The organism is Aeromonas sp. SE22 (assembly GCF_038739755.1).
GTDB lineage: Bacteria > Pseudomonadota > Gammaproteobacteria > Enterobacterales > Aeromonadaceae > Aeromonas > Aeromonas jandaei.
In genome coordinates, this window is record NZ_JBCGFD010000001.1 from 444,708 (window position 1) to 463,879 (window position 19,172).

The 19,172-nt window shown below is 58.8% G+C and carries 16 protein-coding genes; 9 read left to right on the forward strand and 7 right to left on the reverse strand.

All coding sequences use genetic code 11. From position 1 onward, the window contains the following. Positions 1 to 146: 146 nt before the first annotated feature. Positions 147 to 509: a DUF2750 domain-containing protein gene (locus AAHA39_RS01975; protein ID WP_033115181.1), complete on the forward strand. Its 363-nt coding sequence runs from the start codon at positions 147 to 149 to the stop codon at positions 507 to 509. Between the two features lie 163 nt (positions 510 to 672). Next, positions 673 to 1,167 carry a hypothetical protein gene (locus AAHA39_RS01980; protein WP_033115182.1) on the forward strand — a complete coding sequence of 165 codons (495 nt, stop codon included), beginning with the start codon at positions 673 to 675 and terminating at the stop codon, positions 1,165 to 1,167. Here AAHA39_RS01980 and AAHA39_RS01985 read toward each other — a convergent pair. Next, a complete protein-coding gene (locus AAHA39_RS01985) occupies positions 1,130 to 2,770 on the reverse strand; it encodes an EAL domain-containing protein (protein ID WP_320656062.1) in 1,641 nt (546 codons plus the stop codon). The two genes, AAHA39_RS01980 and AAHA39_RS01985, sit on opposite strands and share 38 nt — an antisense overlap. Before the next feature lie 189 nt (positions 2,771 to 2,959). Here AAHA39_RS01985 and glgC point away from each other — a divergent pair, with 189 nt between their 5' ends. Next, positions 2,960 to 4,234, forward strand: a complete 1,275-nt coding sequence (glgC, locus tag AAHA39_RS01990; RefSeq protein ID WP_041207494.1) for a glucose-1-phosphate adenylyltransferase — start codon at positions 2,960 to 2,962, stop codon at positions 4,232 to 4,234. Positions 4,235 to 4,336: 102 nt separating this feature from the next. Here the strand turns inward: glgC and AAHA39_RS01995 are convergent, their stop codons facing one another. Then, positions 4,337 to 6,334, reverse strand: a complete 1,998-nt coding sequence (locus AAHA39_RS01995) for a hypothetical protein (protein WP_320656061.1) — start codon at positions 6,332 to 6,334, stop codon at positions 4,337 to 4,339. A gap of 184 nt (positions 6,335 to 6,518) precedes the next feature. Continuing rightward, positions 6,519 to 7,070 carry a lipoprotein gene (locus AAHA39_RS02000; protein ID WP_320656060.1) on the reverse strand — a complete coding sequence of 184 codons (552 nt, stop codon included), beginning with the start codon at positions 7,068 to 7,070 and terminating at the stop codon, positions 6,519 to 6,521. Positions 7,071 to 7,234: 164 nt separating this feature from the next. Between AAHA39_RS02000 and AAHA39_RS02005 the strand changes: the two genes are divergently transcribed. Beyond that, positions 7,235 to 8,005: a hypothetical protein gene (locus AAHA39_RS02005; RefSeq protein ID WP_407707131.1), complete on the forward strand. Its 771-nt coding sequence runs from the start codon at positions 7,235 to 7,237 to the stop codon at positions 8,003 to 8,005. A 35-nt stretch (positions 8,006 to 8,040) separates the two neighbouring features. Here AAHA39_RS02005 and AAHA39_RS02010 read toward each other — a convergent pair whose 3' ends face one another. The 3 genes from AAHA39_RS02010 to AAHA39_RS02020 all read right to left on the reverse strand — a co-directional run bounded on the left by AAHA39_RS02010 (position 8,041) and on the right by AAHA39_RS02020 (position 11,572). Further along, on the reverse strand, positions 8,041 to 8,502 hold the full coding sequence (locus AAHA39_RS02010) for a DUF2919 domain-containing protein (RefSeq protein ID WP_041207498.1): 462 nt from the start codon (positions 8,500 to 8,502) through the stop codon (positions 8,041 to 8,043). Positions 8,503 to 8,651: 149 nt separating this feature from the next. Continuing rightward, on the reverse strand, positions 8,652 to 9,599 hold the full coding sequence (corA, locus tag AAHA39_RS02015; RefSeq protein WP_026456618.1) for a magnesium/cobalt transporter CorA: 948 nt from the start codon (positions 9,597 to 9,599) through the stop codon (positions 8,652 to 8,654). 329 nt (positions 9,600 to 9,928) lie between these two features. Beyond that, positions 9,929 to 11,572 carry an electron transfer flavoprotein-ubiquinone oxidoreductase gene (locus tag AAHA39_RS02020; protein ID WP_320656058.1) on the reverse strand — a complete coding sequence of 548 codons (1,644 nt, stop codon included), beginning with the start codon at positions 11,570 to 11,572 and terminating at the stop codon, positions 9,929 to 9,931. Positions 11,573 to 11,719: 147 nt separating this feature from the next. Here AAHA39_RS02020 and AAHA39_RS02025 point away from each other — a divergent pair, with 147 nt between their 5' ends. The 5 genes from AAHA39_RS02025 (at position 11,720) to aroG (ending at position 17,409) form a co-directional block, all read left to right on the forward strand. Beyond that, positions 11,720 to 12,469 carry an electron transfer flavoprotein subunit beta/FixA family protein gene (locus tag AAHA39_RS02025; protein ID WP_320656057.1) on the forward strand — a complete coding sequence of 250 codons (750 nt, stop codon included), beginning with the start codon at positions 11,720 to 11,722 and terminating at the stop codon, positions 12,467 to 12,469. Continuing rightward, positions 12,466 to 13,392 (forward strand): electron transfer flavoprotein subunit alpha/FixB family protein, encoded by a 927-nt coding sequence (locus AAHA39_RS02030; protein WP_320656056.1) that lies wholly within the window; start codon positions 12,466 to 12,468, stop codon positions 13,390 to 13,392. The genes AAHA39_RS02025 and AAHA39_RS02030 overlap by 4 nt, the downstream gene beginning before the upstream one ends. Positions 13,393 to 13,616: 224 nt before the next feature. After that, positions 13,617 to 14,705, forward strand: coding sequence for a 3-phosphoserine/phosphohydroxythreonine transaminase (gene serC, locus AAHA39_RS02035; protein WP_320656055.1), 1,089 nt, complete (start codon positions 13,617 to 13,619; stop codon positions 14,703 to 14,705). A gap of 168 nt (positions 14,706 to 14,873) precedes the next feature. Further along, complete coding sequence (aroA, locus tag AAHA39_RS02040; RefSeq protein ID WP_320656054.1) at positions 14,874 to 16,157, forward strand: 3-phosphoshikimate 1-carboxyvinyltransferase; 1,284 nt, start codon at positions 14,874 to 14,876, stop codon at positions 16,155 to 16,157. A 196-nt stretch (positions 16,158 to 16,353) separates the two neighbouring features. Further along, positions 16,354 to 17,409 (forward strand): 3-deoxy-7-phosphoheptulonate synthase AroG, encoded by a 1,056-nt coding sequence (gene aroG, locus AAHA39_RS02045; RefSeq protein ID WP_071910514.1) that lies wholly within the window; start codon positions 16,354 to 16,356, stop codon positions 17,407 to 17,409. A 114-nt stretch (positions 17,410 to 17,523) separates the two neighbouring features. Here the strand turns inward: aroG and AAHA39_RS02050 are convergent, their stop codons facing one another. Further along, the gene (locus tag AAHA39_RS02050) at positions 17,524 to 19,119 is read right to left on the reverse strand and encodes a methyl-accepting chemotaxis protein (protein ID WP_320656053.1); all 1,596 of its coding nucleotides are present in this window, start codon (positions 19,117 to 19,119) and stop codon (positions 17,524 to 17,526) included. Positions 19,120 to 19,172 lie beyond the last annotated feature (53 nt).

A 19,172-nucleotide genomic window follows, 5' to 3' on the forward strand; every position in this document is an offset into this window, starting at 1 on the left:
ATGTTTTGACGTGAAAAGGGGCCTTCAGGCCCCTTTTTTCATCAATAATCCCAATATGCTTGAGTCCATGTCGCTTTTGCGACACCATTTGGCCACCGCATTGCCGGCCGGCAATGCCGCCGCACCTGAGAAAATGAGAGAGCCCCATGAGCATGCTTACCGAGAACCTTGACGCCAATTTCCAACTTTTTATCGAACAAGTCCGCGAGTCGGGTCAGGTGTGGGGCCTGCGCTATGGTGAGGACTGGGTGGTCTGCCGCTCTGCCGAGTTTGAAGATGCCGACGTCATGCCGCTCTGGTCTGCCGAAGAAGATGCCCGTCTGCACTGCGTGGACGAGTGGGCCGATTACGAGCCGGAAGTAATTGATCTGGAAGAGTTTCTCGATATCTGGATCAACGATCTGGATGAGGACGATGTGCTGGTCGGCCCGAACTGGAACGCCGATCTGGAAGGCCAGGAGCTCGAACCCATTGAGCTGGCCAAAGCGCTGGTTGAACTGGACGCCTGAAAGCGCCTCCACTGATGCACTGAGCGTACAGGGCAGACCGGTATTCGTGAGAATACCGGTCTTTTTTATGGTCGAATGGCCACGTTGATGAGTTAAATGCCAATTTGCCTTTGCACCTCGCCGGGGGATGGTCCATCATCAACCTTTTGCCATGGGGGGCGCCATGTTTCTATTCGATGTCGCAGGTGCGACGGGAGGACGGGCCAGCATCCGCATCCAGGCGCTGGACTGGGCACAATCCGGGCCGGTCATTTTCCAGTGTGACGATGATGCACTGGCGGTCGTGCTGCTGAGCGGCTGTCGCTGCGATTCGGTCGGCTTCTTCAATCTGCTGGCTGGCTGCAAACCGCTCTATGTCGAGCAGTGGCTTGCCTATCTGCAAGAGAGTGGCCGTATCGGCAAGTGGAGTTTCCAGACCGAAAGCCCGGCCGACAGCCACTATCTGGCAAGAGCCGGTCTGGATAATGAGGAGTTGAATACCCTGCTGGCACAGGTTTATCAGGTGGCGGGGTTCAATCGCCTGCAGATCAATCGTTACCTCAAGAACCGCCACAACCCCACCACCCTGGCTACCCGTTACGATCAGAAAGAGCTGGAGCGTTACCGCCAGCTCAACGAGATCATTCTGACTCTGTTGAAGTTGAAACATCCTCAGTAAAGAGACCAAGCTGGCTGATATCCGGTCGCAAAGGTTGCGGCCGGGCGATCAGGTAGCCTTGCAGTCCATCCACATACATTCCCTGCAGCAGCTGCTTCTGGCCCAACTGCTCAACCCCCTCGGCAATCACCTGGCACCCCATCCGGTGCGATACATCGACAATCATCCGCACAAATTGCTGGTTGGTCTGATCCTGCTCCAGTCCGGTGATGAGCGCGGGGTCGAGCTTGATGTAGTCAGGTTTCAGTTCGCGAAACAGGGTGAATGAGCCGATCCCCTTGCCGAAGTTGGCGATGGCCGAGCGGCTGCCATTGCGCCTGAGCAGCTCAAACACCCGCTTGGCACCGGTCAGATTGCGCTCCAGATGCTCCTCGTCGAGTTCAAACACCAGATTGGCACTGGTGTTGGGATCCTTGAGCAGCTGTCTGTCCAGCCAGATCAGAAAGGTGCTGTTTTGCAACAGGTTGGATGAAAGATTGATCCCCCAGCGACTCTGGTTGGAGCCAAATGCCCGGTACTGGCGCATGATGTGGGTGATGACCAGCTGCTCCAGTCGCATCACCATATCCAGCCGCTGTGCCATGGCAAAGAGGGTATCGGTGGGCAGCGCCGTGCCATCGCTGCCAGCAAAGCGGGTATAGATCTCGTTGTAGGCCAGCATGCTGCGATGCAGCGGCTGGATGGGCTGATAGGTAAAGCCGAGCCGCTCCTGCGCCAGCACCTCGGTCAATACGTCGCGCCAGTGTTGCTGGCCCTGCATGTCGGAGACATTGTCATCCTGCTGAATGGCCCAGCCATTGATGGTTTCGGTCTGGGCGCGGGCCAGTGCCAGATCGGCCCGGGCCAGCACGGCCTCGATTTTTTGGCCGCTGCTGAGCTTGGTCAGCCCGGAGTAACCGGTGCTCTCCAGCTCGTGTTGCTCCTGATAGTGATCGAACGCGACTTTCAGATCCTGCCCCAGCAGGTGAGGGGGGATATTGGCAGCTGGTTGCACCAGCACCGCGAAGTCTGCCCCCGAGATGCGATAGACCTGGTTGCCGGGAAACCGGCTGACCACTCGCTTGATGAGTGCAGCCATGTCCTTGATGTAGGCATCCCCCGATTGAAAACCCCGCTGGGCGTTGATCTTGCCAAGCTCGGTGGCGCGCACCAGCACCAGCGTCGCAGTCTGGGTATCCTGATCCCGCTGCAGCAACTCGGTCATGTCGCGGCGAAAGGCGTGGCGGTTGAGCAGCTGGGTCAGCTCGTCGGTAGTGGCCAGATTGCTCAGCTCGGTGAGTTGGCGATGGACATGCTGCTCGGCGCTTTCAAACTGCTCCAGCAACTGTTGCAACGCTTCTTGCGAGCGGGGAGTTTCCAGTAACTGCGGATCCCGGCTGCGCAGTGCTTTTATCCAGAGCTGTTCCTGATGTTGCTGAATGCCGCCCAGAGTGCGCAGAGCCAGCATCAGCAATAGGGCCATGCCGATCAGCGTGGTGCCCAGAATCAGAACGAGCGTCAGCGGAGTGCTCTGCATAGCCAGCCAAACCCCTTGCAGAAGCAATAGAGGTATGGCCACTATGATGGCGATCAAAACGAGAGGGCGTCCGAGCTTGTGAACCATCTTGTCATCCTTGAAGTGGCTGCTTTATGAGGAAATTTTAACCAAGCTTACCAAGCAAAACATGTTATGACTCGCAACTCGGATAAAAGGGCCAATTGAGATCGGTTAAATGTGAGTGAAACCACTTTCAGTGCTACTGAAACAGGCGAAGATGGGTTGAAAATAGATCAAACAAGGCAGAGGTAAATCATGTTGTTAGAGCCCGAAAATAGTGCCAAAGCACGTCAGTTGTTGAACCAGAGTATGGCACTGGTGTTGGCGGGAGGACGTGGCAGTCGCCTGAAGCAGTTGACCGACAACCGCGCCAAGCCGGCCGTCCATTTCGGCGGCAAGTTCCGCATCATCGATTTTGTACTCTCCAACTGTATCAACTCGGGGATCCGCCGCGTGGGGGTGGTGACCCAGTACAAATCTCACAGCCTGCTGCGCCATCTGCAATCAGGCTGGTCTTTCCTGCGCTACCAGATGAACGAGTTCATCGATCTGCTGCCTGCCCAGCAGCGGGTGGACGAGGTGCACTGGTATCGCGGTACTGCCGATGCCATCTATCAGAACGTCGACATCATTCGCGACTACGGCCCCAAATACATAGTGGTGCTGGCGGGGGATCACATCTACAAGATGGACTACGCCGCCATGCTGCTCGATCACGTGCGTCTCGGTGCCAAGGTCACGGTAGCCTGCATCGAGGTGCCGCGCGCCGAGGCGTCAGCCTTCGGCATCATGGATATCGACGAGCAGCGCAAGATCCGCGCCTTCGTCGAAAAGCCGGCCAACCCGCCCGCCATGCCGGGGTGTGATGATCGCTCCCTTGCTTCCATGGGGATCTACATCTTCGAGGCGGAGTATCTCTACCAGCTGCTGGAGGAAGACATTCTAAACCAGGACTCCAAACACGACTTCGGGATGGATGTGATCCCCCGCATCGTGGAGGAGGGGCTGGCCTTTGCTCACCCCTTCAACATGTCCTGTGTCGGGGCGCGCGAGGGACAAAAGCCCTACTGGCGTGATGTTGGTACCCTGGATTCATTCTGGGAAGCGAACATGGACCTCGCCTCCGTGTTGCCCGAGCTCGATATTTACGATCAAAACTGGCCTATCTGGACCAGCCAGACCCTGACGCCGCCCGCCAAGTTCGTGCAGGACAGAAATGGCCAGCACGGCATGACCATCAACTCCATGTTTGCCGGCGGAACCATCGTCAGCGGTTCGTTCGTGCTCAACTCGGTGCTCTTTACCAACGTACGGGTGCACTCCTTCTGTACTCTCGATCAGGCAGTCATCTTCCCGGGGGTCGAGATCGGTACTGGCTGCCGTCTGCGCCGGGTGGTGGTGGACAAGGGCTGCAAGGTGCCAGACGGGCTGGTGGTGGGCGAGAATGCCGATGAGGATGCACGCCGCTTCTATCGTTCCGAGCAGGGCATTGTGCTGGTGACCAAGGAGATGCTGGACAAGCTGGGTTAACCCAAGCGAATTAATTGAAGTGCCCTGAAATGAAGAGTCAGACGATGTAATGAAAAGGGAGCCAAATTGGCTCCCTTTTTCATACGGGGTGAATGGTGCGAATTACTCGCTAACCACCGCTTTGGCGGCCATCACCATGGCGGTGCCGTGCTTGCCACCGGCGGCGGTCACTTGCGGGACGCCATCTTCGTCGGTGTCACCACTGGCGCCTTCGATGACGTTCTCGCCGGAGTCGCCGACCCACTCGGCCATCTGCATGCCGCCGTTGACGGTGCCGCGAAACCAGCTGACGTACTGACCAGTCAGCTTGGCCAGCTCCAGTTCGGGCGCCTTCTCGGCCCCTTCGTTGCGCAGGTTCAGCATGGCAGAACGCAGCGCGCCGGAGATGGCTGCCTGGGTCCAGGGAGTGTACTCGCCCTTTTTGCCAGCCAGCCAGGTGCCCGCTTTGGCACTGAAATAGGCCTTGTCAGCGGCGATAAACAGCTCGCGCGCGGCGGTGCGGTACTTGGCATCGGAAGTCGCGAGGAACGCAGCGGTCAGGCCGCGGATAGCAGCAAACTGGGCATCAACGGATTGCGCCTTGTCTACCTTGCCACCCAGTGTCAGACCATCGTGTACCAGCCCGTTGTGCCCCTTGAGATTGGCAAGGATGAAATCGGCCTGTTTGCGGATAAGCGCGAGAGCCTGCTGACCCTGCTCGGTCTTGAGGTTCAGCTCGCCGTTGTCGCCTGCGGCGTAACCGACCGGCAATGCATCCTGAGCGCGCTGGAAGATCTGCAGGGCGACCAGTGCGTAAGCGGCGTCAAAGGTGGTGACGTGCTTGCTCTGTTTGCCTGCCTGCCAGCTATCGACCAGGGTGCCGGCCTTGCTATCAAAGTGCAGGGCGGTCAGGTTTTTGAAGGTGAAGCTGGAGAGGTTGAGCGCCAGCGAGAAAGCATCGCTGCCCGCGACCGCCTTGCCCAGATCGTTGGTCTGGTTGGCCTTGGGGGTTGCGGCAAACGGCTCGCCGTCAAACACGGCGTGGAAGGCCGGATTCTGGTTGGTGTTGGCCGTGCGCTGGTCGCTGAAAGCGTAGAACTCGGAGAGTGGCCACAGCATCATCCAGGCATCGCGCAGCTGGGCTGAGCCATCCACTACGTCGAGCTTGCCGATGGCGCCCGCATCGTTGTTGCGAGTCTCGGTCACTTTCACCTGATGGGGGAAGTAGATAACGCCCTTGGCCGGATCATACTGCGGGGTGATCTTGGCACCCAGTTGCTTGCCATCGAAGCCGAGCTGGTTCTGCATGATGGTCAGCTTGTCGATGGATTGCTCGGTCAGCATCATGCCGTTGAAGCCGTCGGCAGCGGAGACGCCGAGCTTGTGCTTGCCATCCTGATCCATGGTGGCGGAGGCGGCTTCAACCTCTTCATCGCTCTCGGCCACGTGCATGCCGCCGAGGAAGTCCTGGGACCACATGACCTCTTTGAGCAGAATGCCGCCCACAGCCACCGGTACCAGCAGGTTGTCACTGCCGCTCCAGCGCAGGGTGGTGTAGTCGCGGAAGTAGGCCGGAACCTGGGTCTTGACGGTTTTCTCGACGCCTTTGGCGGTCTTGATGGTGATCTGGTCACCATTGACCGGCGTGGTATTCACCGCCTCGGCAAACTCCGGGTTGGCGGAGGCGTAGGGCAGGGAGAGGGGATACATGCCTTGCGGGATTTCGTCAGCCGGGAAGCCAACTGCCTCCGCCATGGCCATGACCCGTTTGCCGAGATCGGCCATGGTGCCACCACGGGCCAGGTTTTGCGGCCCGTTCACCAGATGGGGGCCCATGCCGGACTGATAGTTGAGGGCGTACATCGCCTCTTCGGAGTATTCATAGGATTCGATGCCGGCGGCGAAGTCGAACGGGGTCGGCTCATCGGCGCGATTGGCATCCAGCACGTCCAGATCCAGCCCCAGCGCTTCGGCCAGCGGCTCGCCGGAGAGTTCAAATTCGGTATAGGCCAGCATGTTGGCGGCGGTGTTGAAAGTCTTGTCTTCAACCTTGACGGCTGCGTGTGCGATGCCACTCACCAGAGCACAGGCAACGGCCTGTACCAGAACGGTTTTTCTCATGTCCCTTTTCACCATTGGTTTTATTATTGACGCTTCTCATGACGAATCTAAATGAGAATGGTGTGCATTATGCTCTGTTCGCGCCGGGTTGAGAAGCAAAAAACCGCCCAGCAGCTTGTCTGGGGAACAGGACAAGAGGCCGGGCGGTTTGCACAACCAAGGTGAGGGGGGAGAAATTGCCTGATCAGAGCACCTTGAAGGGGATCACCAGACGACCCGGCTCCACCTTGAGATCTTCGACTTTGTCCTTGATCCTCGCTTCGTTCTTGCGGCTGCTGTCGAGGCGATAGACCGGCGTCTGCGACAGGAAGAGGGAGAGCGACTGATTGAAGGTAGGCAGGATAGGGGTCAATGCGGCACCTATGTTGGCCGGATCGGTCTGCACCGAGACCAGTTCGAGGTCACGCAGATAGATAGCCCCCTGATCGGCGACATATTCCGGGCGGGCGCTCAGGGCAAAACGAACCTTCATCTGCTGGCTGCCAAGGGGGCTGCTTACCCGCAGGTCGCCAGCTGCATCGAGTTCGATGCGATCCGGTTGCTTGCGGCCGATACGGCTTTGCATCTCGTCCAGGCGGATCTTGCTCGACATGATGCCGGGGATCCCCAGCTGTTTTTCAAAAGAGACCTGCTTTTTGAGGTACTGGTTGATTTCGGCTTCGCTGACGTTGTACTGGGTCAGCGAGCAGGCCGCCAGCAGCAGGGCGAGGGGGAGTAACAACAGCTGTTTCAGCATGAGAGGTTCCGGTTGGTCAACATAATGGGGCGTATCTTACGCGATAACCCGCCCCGGGCGGGAGTCTGGTGACGAGGTTGTTGTGAGGGGCATCTCGGAGGTTGTCTTTTGCCTGTGACGGGGTTCATCATCGAACAGCTGGTTCGGGTCCAGGAGGATATGTGATGGGCAGTCTGACGAGATATGAATGCAGGTGGCTGCTGTGGCTCTGCTGTATGGCGGGGATATGGAGCTCACCTTCGTGGGCCGATGTGAAGGTGATCCCGGTATTCGAAGCGCAGGCCGCGGTGCAGACCCTCAAGGAGATCTATCCCCGGCTTGGAGTAAGCGCCATGGGCAATCAGCTGGTGCTGAGCGGGACGCCGGACCAATTGCAGGAAGCCGAGGCGACTCTGGCGCAAATCAACCTGCCACCGCAAAGCCTGCTTATCGAGTGGCGGGTGGATGGGCTTTCCAACAGTGAACAACTGGGCGGTTCAGTAAGCCGTGACGAGGCCAAACGGCAGTGGCTGCTCGATGGCAATGCCCGGCAGTACCAGCGCAGCCAGAACGACAGCTGGCAGGTGCGCGGGCTGTCGGGTCGTCCCGTGTTGCTGCAAATGGGCTCCTATCAGCCGGTCACCTTCTATCAGTGGAACGGGGGCGCGGCAGTGGGGATGATGCCGCTGGTGAACGGCCTCTATGCCACCGCAACCCTGATAGGGGAGAGGGTTCAGGTAGCGCTCAGCAGCGAGCAGGCGAGGCTGGAGCAGGGAACTATCAATCGTGGGCAGAGTGCCACCGAGGTCAGTGGAGCACCGGGCCAGTGGCTGACGGTGGGTGAGCTATCCACCAGCTCGGCGCAGCAGGGCAGCACTCTTGGTTCGCAGTTGCAGGGCGGGCGTGGTAGCCAGAGCGATCGCCAGACCCTGCAGATCCGGGTTACTCCCCAATAGGTCTGAACGCTTCGCAAACCGTGTCCGGAGCCCCGTTAGTGGGGCTCGTCGGCCGCATATTCGCGCAACTGACGACTGCGCAGCAGATACCAGAGCGCCCAGAGGCTGGCGACCAGCACCAGCGCGGTGGGCCAGCTGAACGACCACTTCTGCAAGTTGAGGCTGTGCAGCTGCATCAGCATGCCGCTGGTGGCAGAGCAGAGCAGCAGCAAGGGGCTATGGCGCCTGAGTCTGGCGCGAATGCCATGGGTCTGCTGATAGGTGCCGCCACAGGCGAGCAGTGCCAGCATGGCGGGCACATCGGTCAGCAGGCTGATATAGAGAGTGAGCTTGTCGGGGTAGAAGAGCTCAAGGATCTCGCTGCCACTTTGGCGGGTGACGCCAGCCATCAGAAAGAGCCAGACCGAGCGGGTCAGTAGCAGGGCTATGGGCCAGAACCAGAGAGGGGGACGAAGCTGGCCGTGATCGTCATAGCGGTGTTCGGGGTAGAGGGTCATGGTTGCCCGATATCCATTCATAGAGTGCAAGTGATGCAAGGGATATGGGGCGAAGGAGAGCCCTTTGCAAGGCGAGGGAGGGGGCGGGAATTAATCGGGGGGACATGCCCCCCAATGTGCGAGAATCTTTTTGTGCCGGGCAGCCGGCGTTACAGCCAGCCTTTGCGCTTGAAGAAGAGACCGGTGCCGAGCGATGACATCACCATCAGCACCAGCGAGAGGGGGTAACCATACTCCCAGGCGAGCTCAGGCATGCGGCCAAAGTTCATGCCATAGATACTGGCGATCAGGGTAGGCGGCAGGAAGATTACGGCGGCTACCGAGAAGATCTTGATCACCTTGTTCTGCTCCAGATTGGTCACCCCCATGGAGGCCTCCAGCTGGAAGTTGATCTTGTCGAACAGGAACTGGGTGTGGGGCAACAGTGACTCCACGTCGTGCAGCATTTCGTCGATCCACTTGTTTTGCTCAAGGCTCATGCGCTGGCGCAGGCTGCGCTTGAGGAAGCGCAAGGCGCGGCGGGTATCGTGCAGGGAGAGACGGATCTGGCCGTTGGCCTCTTCCTGAGCCATCAACTCCTTGAGCATGGGGTTGATCTGATCCGGCTCGAAGATCTGATCGGCGGTGTTTTCCAACGTCTTGTAACCGTCTTCGATAAGGTCGGATAGGTACTCTACCTTGAGGTTTTGTACCTCCAGCAGGATGTCGAGGGCATCCTCCACCTCCAGCCGATCCTGGCGCATATAGTGGCGCAGCAGGCGAACCAGCCCGATGTCATCTTCACGAATGCTGATCAGCAGGTTGTTGCGCAGGGTAAAGGAGACGTGGACACCCTTGGTGTCACGACCGATCCGCTGGGGAAACAGGGAGTGAATGTGCAGACCATCGGTATCCCAGTAGAAACGGGCTGATGCCTCGATGTCGTCGAGCTCTTCCTTGTCGGGAACCTCTTCCAGGAACAGGCCCGTCAACCATTCTCGCTCTGCCGTGTCCGGCTTGTAGGCATCCAGCCAGACCGTGTTGTCAGGTACTATGTCGTCAGGCCCGAGCGTGACTATATCCAGCACCTTGTTATTGAGAATGTAGGCGGTGATCATCTGTCCCCCCTTAAAAAGTCATGGGTAATCAGGGATGGTTGCACAGGTCATGCGGCCTTAGATCGCTGCAGAAGGCGATCCCGTGGATAAGCAGATCGGGCCGATGGAAAACCTGAATGCGGCGAACTATACAGGGGCGGGCCGCGCTTGTCAGGGGCTATTCATTGGGGATTCAGCCTGTTTGTTCAAAAAAACAGCTGCAAGGTGGCGAGGTCGGAGCAGCTCGTCCCGTTTTGAGTGCTGCTCCTTGTGCATCTCTCCTTGCCTTCCTGCCCCCTTTATCCGAGCCCTTTGTTGCAGGCTCGCCTTCGCAACAGGTGAGCTGCAGCTTACATATTGGGATAGTTGGGCCCAGAGCCCCCTTGTGGCGGTGTCCAGACGATGTTTTGGCTGGGATCTTTAATGTCACAGGTCTTGCAGTGAATGCAGTTGGCGGCGTTGATCTGCAGCTTGGCCACCCCCTCCGTTTCCAGCACCTCAAACACCCCTGCCGGGCAGTAGCGCTGGGCGGGTTCTCCCCAGGTCGGCAGATTGACCTTTACCGGGATCAGCTCATCCTGCAGCTTGAGATGACAGGGCTGATCCTCGTCGTGACTGGTGTTGGCGAGATAAACGGAGGAGAGTTTGTCAAAGCTCAGCTTGCCATCGGGTTTGGGGTAATGGATGGGCTCGCAGCGGCTGGCCATGCGCAGCTGGCGGTAATCGGGCTCCTTATCGATCAGTTTGAAGGGCGAGTTTGCGCCAAACAGCCGCTGCTCCAGCCAGTTAAAGGCGCCACCAAGCCAGGGGCCCCAGCGATGCAGGGCTGCTCCGAAGTTGCGGGCCGCGCCCAACTCTTGTGCCAGCCAGCTCTGGTGCAGTTCGTCGGCATAGTGAACCAGATCCCGTCCTCCCTCATCGCCACCTCGCAGCGCCATCGCGACGGTTTTTGCCGCCAGCATCCCCGATTTCATTGCGGTGTGGATCCCCTTGATACGGGAAAAGTCGAGGGTGCCGGCATCGCAGCCGATCAGCAGCCCGCCGGGGAAGTGCATGCGGGGCAGGGAGTGCCAGCCTCCCTTGGTGATGGCGCGGGCACCATAGCTGATGCGCTCACCCCCTTGCAGCAGGTCGGCGATAAGTGGGTGATGCTTGAGACGCTGGAATTCGTCAAACGGGCTGAGCCAGGGATTCTGATAGTTGAGATCGACGATCAACCCGACCGCGACCTGATCTCCCTCCATCTGATAGAGATAGAAGCCGCCGTGACTGTTGTTCTCTCCTTCCTTGCCAAGGGGCCAGCCACTGCCATGGAGTACCTGTCCCGCTTTGCCTTGGCCAGCTGGCAGTTGCCACAGCTCCTTGAATCCGATGGCGTAGTGTTGGGGTTGGGCTGGGTTTTCCAGATTGAATGTGGCTATCAGCTGTTTACCCAGATGGCCGCGGGCTCCCTCGGCAAAGAGGGTATAGCGGCCATAGAGCGCCATGCCGGGAACATGATCCGGTTTTGGATTGCCCGCGCGATCAAGTCCCAAATCGCCGGTGATCACCCCCTTGACCCGTCCCGCTTCCATGATAAGGTCGCTGGCGGTAAATCCTGGGTATATTTCGACTCCCAGCTGCTCCGCCTGCTGGCCAAGCCAGCGGCAAAGGTTGCCAAGGCTGACGATGTGACAGCCCTCATTGTGCATCCGTGGCGGTACGGCCCAGTTTGGCAGTTGCAGGGAGCGGTTCTCGCTTTGCAGCAGGTGTACCTGGTCGTCATTGACCGCTACCCCGAGCGGTGCCTGCTGCCAGCTTTGTGGCAGCAGCTCCTTGAGGGCGACGGGATCCAGCAGGGCGCCGGAGAGCAGATGAGCGCCAATTTCGGCGCCCTTTTCCAGCAGGCAGACCGAGATGTTGGCATCCTGCTGTTTCAACGCGATGGCGGCGCTGAGCCCCGCCGGGCCGCCACCTACGATGACGACATCAAATTCCATTGCTTCCCGTTCCATCTTGCCTCTGCACCGAAGTTGACCTAGGGTAGTGCTGGTAGTTTACGTAAACGTAAAGCGGTTGTAAGCAAAAAATTAAGTGAAACACGACGCAAAAGTGCAGGGACTGGTGAATGAATTCAATCCAAAGAGACGAGGCATGACCCCATGAAGCTGCTGGTCGCAATCAAACGGGTAGTGGATTACAACGTCAAGATCCGGGTCAGGGCGGATGGCTCTGATGTGGATCTGGCCAATGTGAAGATGGGGATCAACCCCTTTTGTGAAATCGCGGTGGAAGAGGGAGTCCGGCTGCGTGAGGCCGGTATCGCCAGCGAGCTGGTGGTGGTGACCTTTGGCCCGGACGCGGCCGCCGAGCAGCTGCGCCATGCGCTGGCGCTGGGAGCGGATCGGGCGCGACACTATGTGACAGACGAGACGCTGGCGCCATTGACGGTTGCACGGGCTTTGCAAAAGGTGTGTGAGCTGGAGCAGCCGGATCTGGTGCTGCTCGGCAAGCAGTCCATCGACTCGGACAACGGTCAGGTGGCCCAGATGTTGGCCGCCCTGACCGACTGGCCGCTGGCTACCTGCGCTTCAGCAATCAGGTTGGAAGGAGAGGCGTTGCTGGTGACCCGCGAAATCGATGGTGGCCTTGAAACCCTCGCCATGCCGCTGCCTGCGGTGGTCAGCGCCGATCTGCGTTTGAATGAACCGCGCTTTGCCTCGCTGCCCAACATCATGAAAGCCAAGCGCAAGCCGCTGGAGAGTGCCCCTTTTGCCGATCTCGCCGTTGTGCCTATCAATCAGACCCGTCTGCTCGGGGTGATGGCGCCGCCAGCCCGCAGCGCCGGGATCAAGGTGAGTTCGGTGGATGAGCTGGTGGACAAACTCAAGCACGAGGCGAAGGTACTATGAGCGCATTAATCATTGCCGAACATCATCAGGGCCATCTGGCCGACAACGTTGCCCGCCTGGTTACGGCTGCCAGCCAACTGGGTGGTGAAGTGCATCTGCTCCTGGCGGGGCAGGGGATAAGCGAGGCGGGCCAGCAGGCAGCTGCGCTGAGCGGGGTGAGCAAGGTGCTGCTGGCCGACTCTCCTGCGCTGGCGGAAGGGCTGCTGGAGGGACTCGACAAGCTGTTGGCTCGCTGGTGCGAAGGTTACAGCCACTGCCTGATGGCGGCGAGCACCATGGGCAAGGCGCTGCTGCCCCAAATAGCTGCCCGGCTCGGCGTGGAGATGATCTCCGAGGTGACGGCTATCGAGAGCAGCGATACCTTCCTGCGCCCCATCTATGCGGGCAACGCCATCGCCCGGGTGGCGAGCAGCGCCCCCATCAAGGTGATGACGGTGCGGGCGACGGCTTTTGCCAAGGCAACGGAGGAAGGCAACGCTCCCGTCGAGAGTCTGGTGGTGCCCGAATTGACCCGCCGGAGCCGCCTGGTAGAACGTCTTGCCGTGCGATCGCCCCGACCCGAGCTGACGGTTGCGCGCGTGGTGGTTTCAGGTGGCCGAGCCCTTGGCTCCAAGGCGCAGTTTGCCCTGATTGAAGCGCTGGCCGACAAGCTGGGGGGGGCAGTCGGCGCATCGCGCGCTGCCGTCGATGCGGGTTTCGTCGCCAACGATCTGCAGGTCGGCCAGACTGGCAAGGTGGTCGCCCCCGAGCTCTATATCGCGGTTGGCATTTCTGGTGCCATTCAGCATCTGGCGGGGATGAAGGAGTCGAAGGTGATTGTGGCCATCAACAAGGACAGCGAGGCGCCCATCTTTCAGGTTGCCGACTACGGTCTGGTGGGGGATCTCTTCACCCTGCTGCCCGAGCTCACCGCCAAGGTGTAAATTTGTCGGAAAGGGCAGGGGCAACCCGTTTATGCGGTCTCTTGACCATTTCTGCGCATGTTCTCTGCAAGCCCTGACCCGTTCAGGGCTTTTTCTACTGAAAAGGGGAGCAAGAGTGACGGTAAAAGGTTGAGCCAGCTCCCAAAAAGCCTTTGATCCGCTGGCTGCTCTTGTGTAAAACCTGACAAGTCATCGATCACACTCATCCACTCACGGAAAGCGTCATGAGCAAACAGGTTTACAACTTCTGCGCCGGCCCCGCCATGTTGCCGGTTGAAGTCATGGAGCGCGCCCAGCGCGAATTTTGTAATTTTCAGGGGCTGGGAGCCTCGGTCATGGAGCTTTCCCACCGCGGCAAGCACTACATGGCGGTCGCCGAGAAGGCTGAAGCGGATCTGCGCGAGCTGTTGGCGGTGCCGGACAACTACAAGGTGCTCTTTATGCACGGTGGCGGTCGCGGCCAGTTCTCCGCCGTGCCCATGAACCTGCTGGGCGGCGCCAACAAGAAGGCCGATTTTCTGCTGACAGGTGTCTGGTCGCAGGGGGCCGTGGATGAGGCGCAAAAGTACGGCGACATCCAGACCTGGCAAGGGGTTGCCAAAAACGAGCAGGGGATTACGCACCTGTTGCCGACACCGACATTTCGCTCTGATGCTGCCTATGTGCACTACTGCCCGAACGAGACCATTGAAGGGATCGAGATGTTCGATATCCCTGCTACCGGTGATGTACCGCTGGTGGCGGATCTCTCCTCGACCATCCTTTCCCGTCCCATCGATGTGAGCCGCTTTGGCATCATCTATGCCGGTGCCCAGAAAAATATCGGCCCGTCCGGGCTCGCCATCGCCATCGTGCGCGATGATCTGCTGGATCAGGCCAGAGCCGATGTACCGTCGATTTTCGACTACAAGCTCACCGCCAAGAACGACTCCATGTTCAACACGCCGCCCACCTACGCCTGGTATCTGGCCGGTCTGGTGTTCGAGTGGCTGAAAGAACAGGGTGGCCTTGCGGCGATGGAAGCGCGCAACAAGGAGAAGGCGGATTTCCTTTACGACTATCTCGATCAATCGAGCTTCTACAGCAATCAGGTGGATGTCAGCTGCCGTTCGCGGATGAACATCCCGTTCCAGCTGAAAAATGCCGAACTGGACAAGCAGTTCCTGGCCGAATCGGAAGCTGCTGGCCTGCTGGCGCTCAAAGGTCACCGCATCGTCGGTGGCATGCGGGCCAGCATCTACAACGCCATGCCACTGGAGGGTGTGAAGGCGCTGGTCAGCTTTATGGATGAGTTTGCCAAGCGTCACGGCTGATCCGGTCTGTAGTTAATCCTGACGCCGGGCTTGCCCGGCGTCTTTTTTTCAACAACGACTGAATCTTAGCGTGCAGCCCCGTTTTTCCCCTGTCGCTGCCCTTGCCGAGCGGGGCGCGTACTGTTAACGTCCGGTCAGGTCATTTATTTGAGATTGCACAGGAAGTCTATGAATTCGTTGCGTTTGGAACCCATTTCTCGTGTGGCCGGTGAGGTCAATCTGCCCGGTTCAAAGAGTGTCTCTAACCGGGCGCTGCTGCTGGCGGCACTGGCCCGTGGTACTACCCGTTTGACCAACCTGCTCGACAGCGATGACATTCGTCACATGCTGGCGGCACTGACCCAGCTCGGGGTCAAGTACAAACTCTCTGCCGACAAGACCGAGTGCACCGTGCAAGGCCTTGGCCGCAGTTTTGCCGTCAAAGAGCCGATCAATCTGTTCCTTGGCAATGCTGGCACTGCCATGCGCCCGCTCTGTGCCGCGCTGTGTCTGGGCTCCGGTGAGTACACCCTGGGCGGTGAGCCGCGCATGGAAGAGCGTCCCATCGGCCATCTGGTTGATGCCCTGCGTGAGGCGGGCGCTCATATCCAGTACCTGAAAAAAGATGGTTTTCCGCCGCTGGTGGTGGATGCCAAGGGGCTGTGGGGCGGCGACGTCCATGTCGATGGTTCCGTTTCCAGCCAGTTCCTGACCGCCTTCCTGATGGCTGCTCCCATGGCGGCTGGCGACACTCGCATTCACATCAAGGGGGAGCTGGTCTCCAAGCCCTATATCGATATCACCATGCACATCATGAAGCAGTTCGGGGTGGTCATCGAGCACGACAACTACAAGCTGTTCTACATCAAGGGCAACCAGACCTACATCAGCCCGGGGGATTTTCTGGTTGAAGGGGATGCTTCCAGCGCCTCCTACTTCCTTGCGGCTGGCGCCATCAAGGGCAAGGTGCGGGTCACCGGTATCGGCAAGCACAGCATTCAGGGCGATATCCATTTCGCCGACGTACTGGAGAAGATGGGCGCACGCATCACCTGGGGTGATGACTTTATCGAAGCGGAGCAGGCGCCACTGCACGGCATCGATATGGATATGAACCATATTCCCGATGCGGCCATGACCATCGCGGTTGCGGCGCTGTTTGCCGAGGGGCCGACCTCCATTCGCAATATCTATAACTGGCGGGTGAAAGAGACCGATCGCCTGCATGCTATGGCGACCGAGCTGCGCAAGCTGGGCGTAGAAGTGGAGGAGGGGCGTGACTTTATTACCGTGACCCCGCCGACGCAGCTCAAGCACGCCGAGATCGATACCTATAACGATCACCGGATCGCCATGTGCTTCTCGCTGGTGGCACTGTCCGATACGCCGGTGACTATCAACGATCCCAAGTGCACCTCGAAGACCTTCCCGGACTACTTCGAAAAACTGGCCAGCATCAGCCAGCGCGATTAATCCCTCCAACATGATAGGGCCCGCCTTGTGCGGGCCTTTTTATCTGCGGCACTTTCGCAGCTAGCAGCATTTAATTAACTTGCAAGATGTAGGTTAAAAAAATTTTCTTTAGTGATGTAATTTTCTATTTACACCGACTCAGCTGCGGGCTATGTTGAGATTTCTTAATCGCAGTTATCTAGCAGGAAGCCTTGCCATGCAGCATCAAACCGACGACGTTCGTATCAGTGAAATCAAAGAGTTACTCCCTCCGGTTGCGGTGCTTGAGAAGTTTCCGGCGACCGAGACCGCCTCATCGACCGTGTTTGATTCCCGTCAGGCCATCCACCGTATCCTGAATGGTGAAGATGACCGTCTGCTGGTGGTCATTGGCCCCTGTTCCATTCATGATCCGGTTGCCGCCATCGAATATGGCAAGCGCCTCAAGGCGCTGCGCGACGAGCTGAAAGGCCAGCTGGAGATCGTGATGCGGGTCTACTTCGAAAAACCGCGTACTACCGTGGGCTGGAAGGGGCTCATCAACGATCCGTACCTCGATAACAGCTGCAAGATCAATGACGGTCTGCGCCTGGGTCGCAAGCTGCTGCTCGATCTCAACGACATGGGGCTGCCAACCGCTTCCGAATTCCTCGACATGATCACGCCGCAATATGTGGCTGATCTGATGAGCTGGGGGGCTATCGGCGCCCGTACCACCGAATCCCAGGTGCATCGCGAGCTGGCTTCCGGTCTCTCTTGCCCGGTGGGCTTCAAGAACGGTACCGACGGCACTATCAAGGTGGCCATCGATGCCATCGGTGCTGCCAGTGCCCCCCATCACTTCCTGTCGGTCACCAAGTATGGCCACTCCGCCATCGTGGCCACCAAAGGGAACCCGGATTGTCACATCATCCTGCGTGGTGGCCGTGAACCTAACTACAGCGCAGCCCATGTCAGCGAGGTGGTGAAGGGGCTGGAGAAGGCCGGTCTGCCGCAAAAGGTGATGATCGACTTTAGTCACGCCAACAGCAGCAAACAGTTCAAGAACCAGATGGTGGTGGCCGAAGACGTAGCCGGTCAGCTGCGTGCCGGCAGCAAGGCGGTGTTTGGCGTGATGGTGGAGAGCCATCTGGTGGAAGGGCGTCAGGATTTAGTCGAGGGCTGCGAGCTTACCTTCGGTCAGAGCATCACGGATGCCTGCATCGGTTGGGAAGATACCGAAACCCTGCTGCGCAATCTGGCGGATGCCGTAGCAACCCGCAACGCTCGTTAAAGCATTCTCTGCGGCGTTGTTGATAGTGAATACGCAAGACCGCAGTGGAGCGAAGCCAAATTCAGAAAGCAGAAGCGCGACCCTCGGGTCGCGCTTTTTCGTTGGTGAAGCGGATTACCAGCGATAGGTCTTGAGCAGGGCTTCCAGTTTCTGGCACTGCTCGACCAGCTGAATACTGGCGAGGTTGGCAGAATGAGCCTGACCCAGAGTATCGTTGGAGGTGTTGCGGATCTGGTTCACCGAGTGGTCCACCTCGTTGCAGACCCTGTCCTGCTCTTCGGCTGACTGGGCCATCTGGGCATTGAGATCATTGATCCGGGCGATGCGTTCAATGATGTTCTGCATGGCGGCCAGGGTCGCCTCGGTTTTGCTGATGCTCTCGTCCGCCTTGGTTTTTGCATCCCCGATCACCGTAACGGCGCTCTGGGCCTCTTTTTGCAAGGCGGCGATCATCTGGGAGATCTCCTCGCTGGCGGTGCGACTGCGGTTGGAGAGGGCGCGCACCTCGTCGGCCACCACGGCAAAACCGCGTCCCTGTTCGCCAGCTCGCGCGGCCTCAATGGCGGCGTTGAGGGCCAGCAGGTTGGTCTGATCGGCGATCCCCTTGATCACTTCCAATACCCCATCCACGGCAAGACAACGGCTGTCTAGCTGCTGAATAACCTGATCCACCCTGTCGATTTCGGTCGACATCTCGCCCATGTCGGTGATCGAGTGCTGGGCGAGACGGCTGGTATTGGCGGCATCCTGATTGGTGAGCGCGGAGAGCTCTGCACTGTGGCGGGCATGCTCACGTACTTCGTGGGAGCTGGCCGCGAGCTCGCTCACTGCGGCCGCCACCTGGGTGGTCATCCCCTCCTGCTGACGGGCCGAGTTTTCGGTCTGGGTGGCGACTTGGCGGATCTGGCTCGACTCCTGATAGAGCTGGTGCGTCGCTTCCTCCACCTCCTGCAAGCTGTGGCGGAAGCCCTGCACCATGTCGTTGACGGCGCGGGTCATCTGACCCAGCTCATCCTGACTGTTGTTGACGAGAGGGAGGGCGAGGTTACGCTCTTTCGCCATCTGGATCATGGTGAGCTGCAACTGGCGCAGCGGCCGTTTGACGTAGCGCTGCAGCACCCACCAGAGCAGGCCGAAGCCAAGGCCGAAAACAGCCGCCAGACTGCCACTCAGAATAAAGTTGTTGTGGCGGATATCGTCGAAGGTATGGGTCAGGTCATAGCTGATCCTAACCGCTCCCATGACGGTTCCTTCATCCACCTGATGGCAACTGGTGCACTGGGTGCCGCGATACTCTTTGTAGGCCTTGAACGGTTTGATCAGGGTGAGCTGGTTGCCCTGCTGTTGCAGGATGATATCCCCCTTCGTGATGGCACGTTCATCGAGGGGATCCTGGGCTTTCTGGTCGGGATGGCCCGGGCCAAACAGGTTGCTGACGGCGGGGGCACGAATAAGACGGGCTTCGACAATCCCTGCCTCGCTCTTGAGCTTGGTTTGCACTATCTGCCGGTTGGCCATGCCACCGGTCATCATCAATACGTTGAGCTGATCCATGTAGGTGTTGGCGGCGCTCTCTACCTTCTCTTCCGCCATGCGGATGGCGAGATCCCGTTGCAACCAGGCAGAGAGCTCGAAGCAGAGGGCAAAGGTAGAGCTGATGACCAGCGCAAGGGGAAGAAAGATTTTCCAGTTCAGTGAGAGGTTATGCATAGTGGCCGATCCCATGCCCTTTATCTGTTTTTATTGGTTCCCGTTTCATCTTG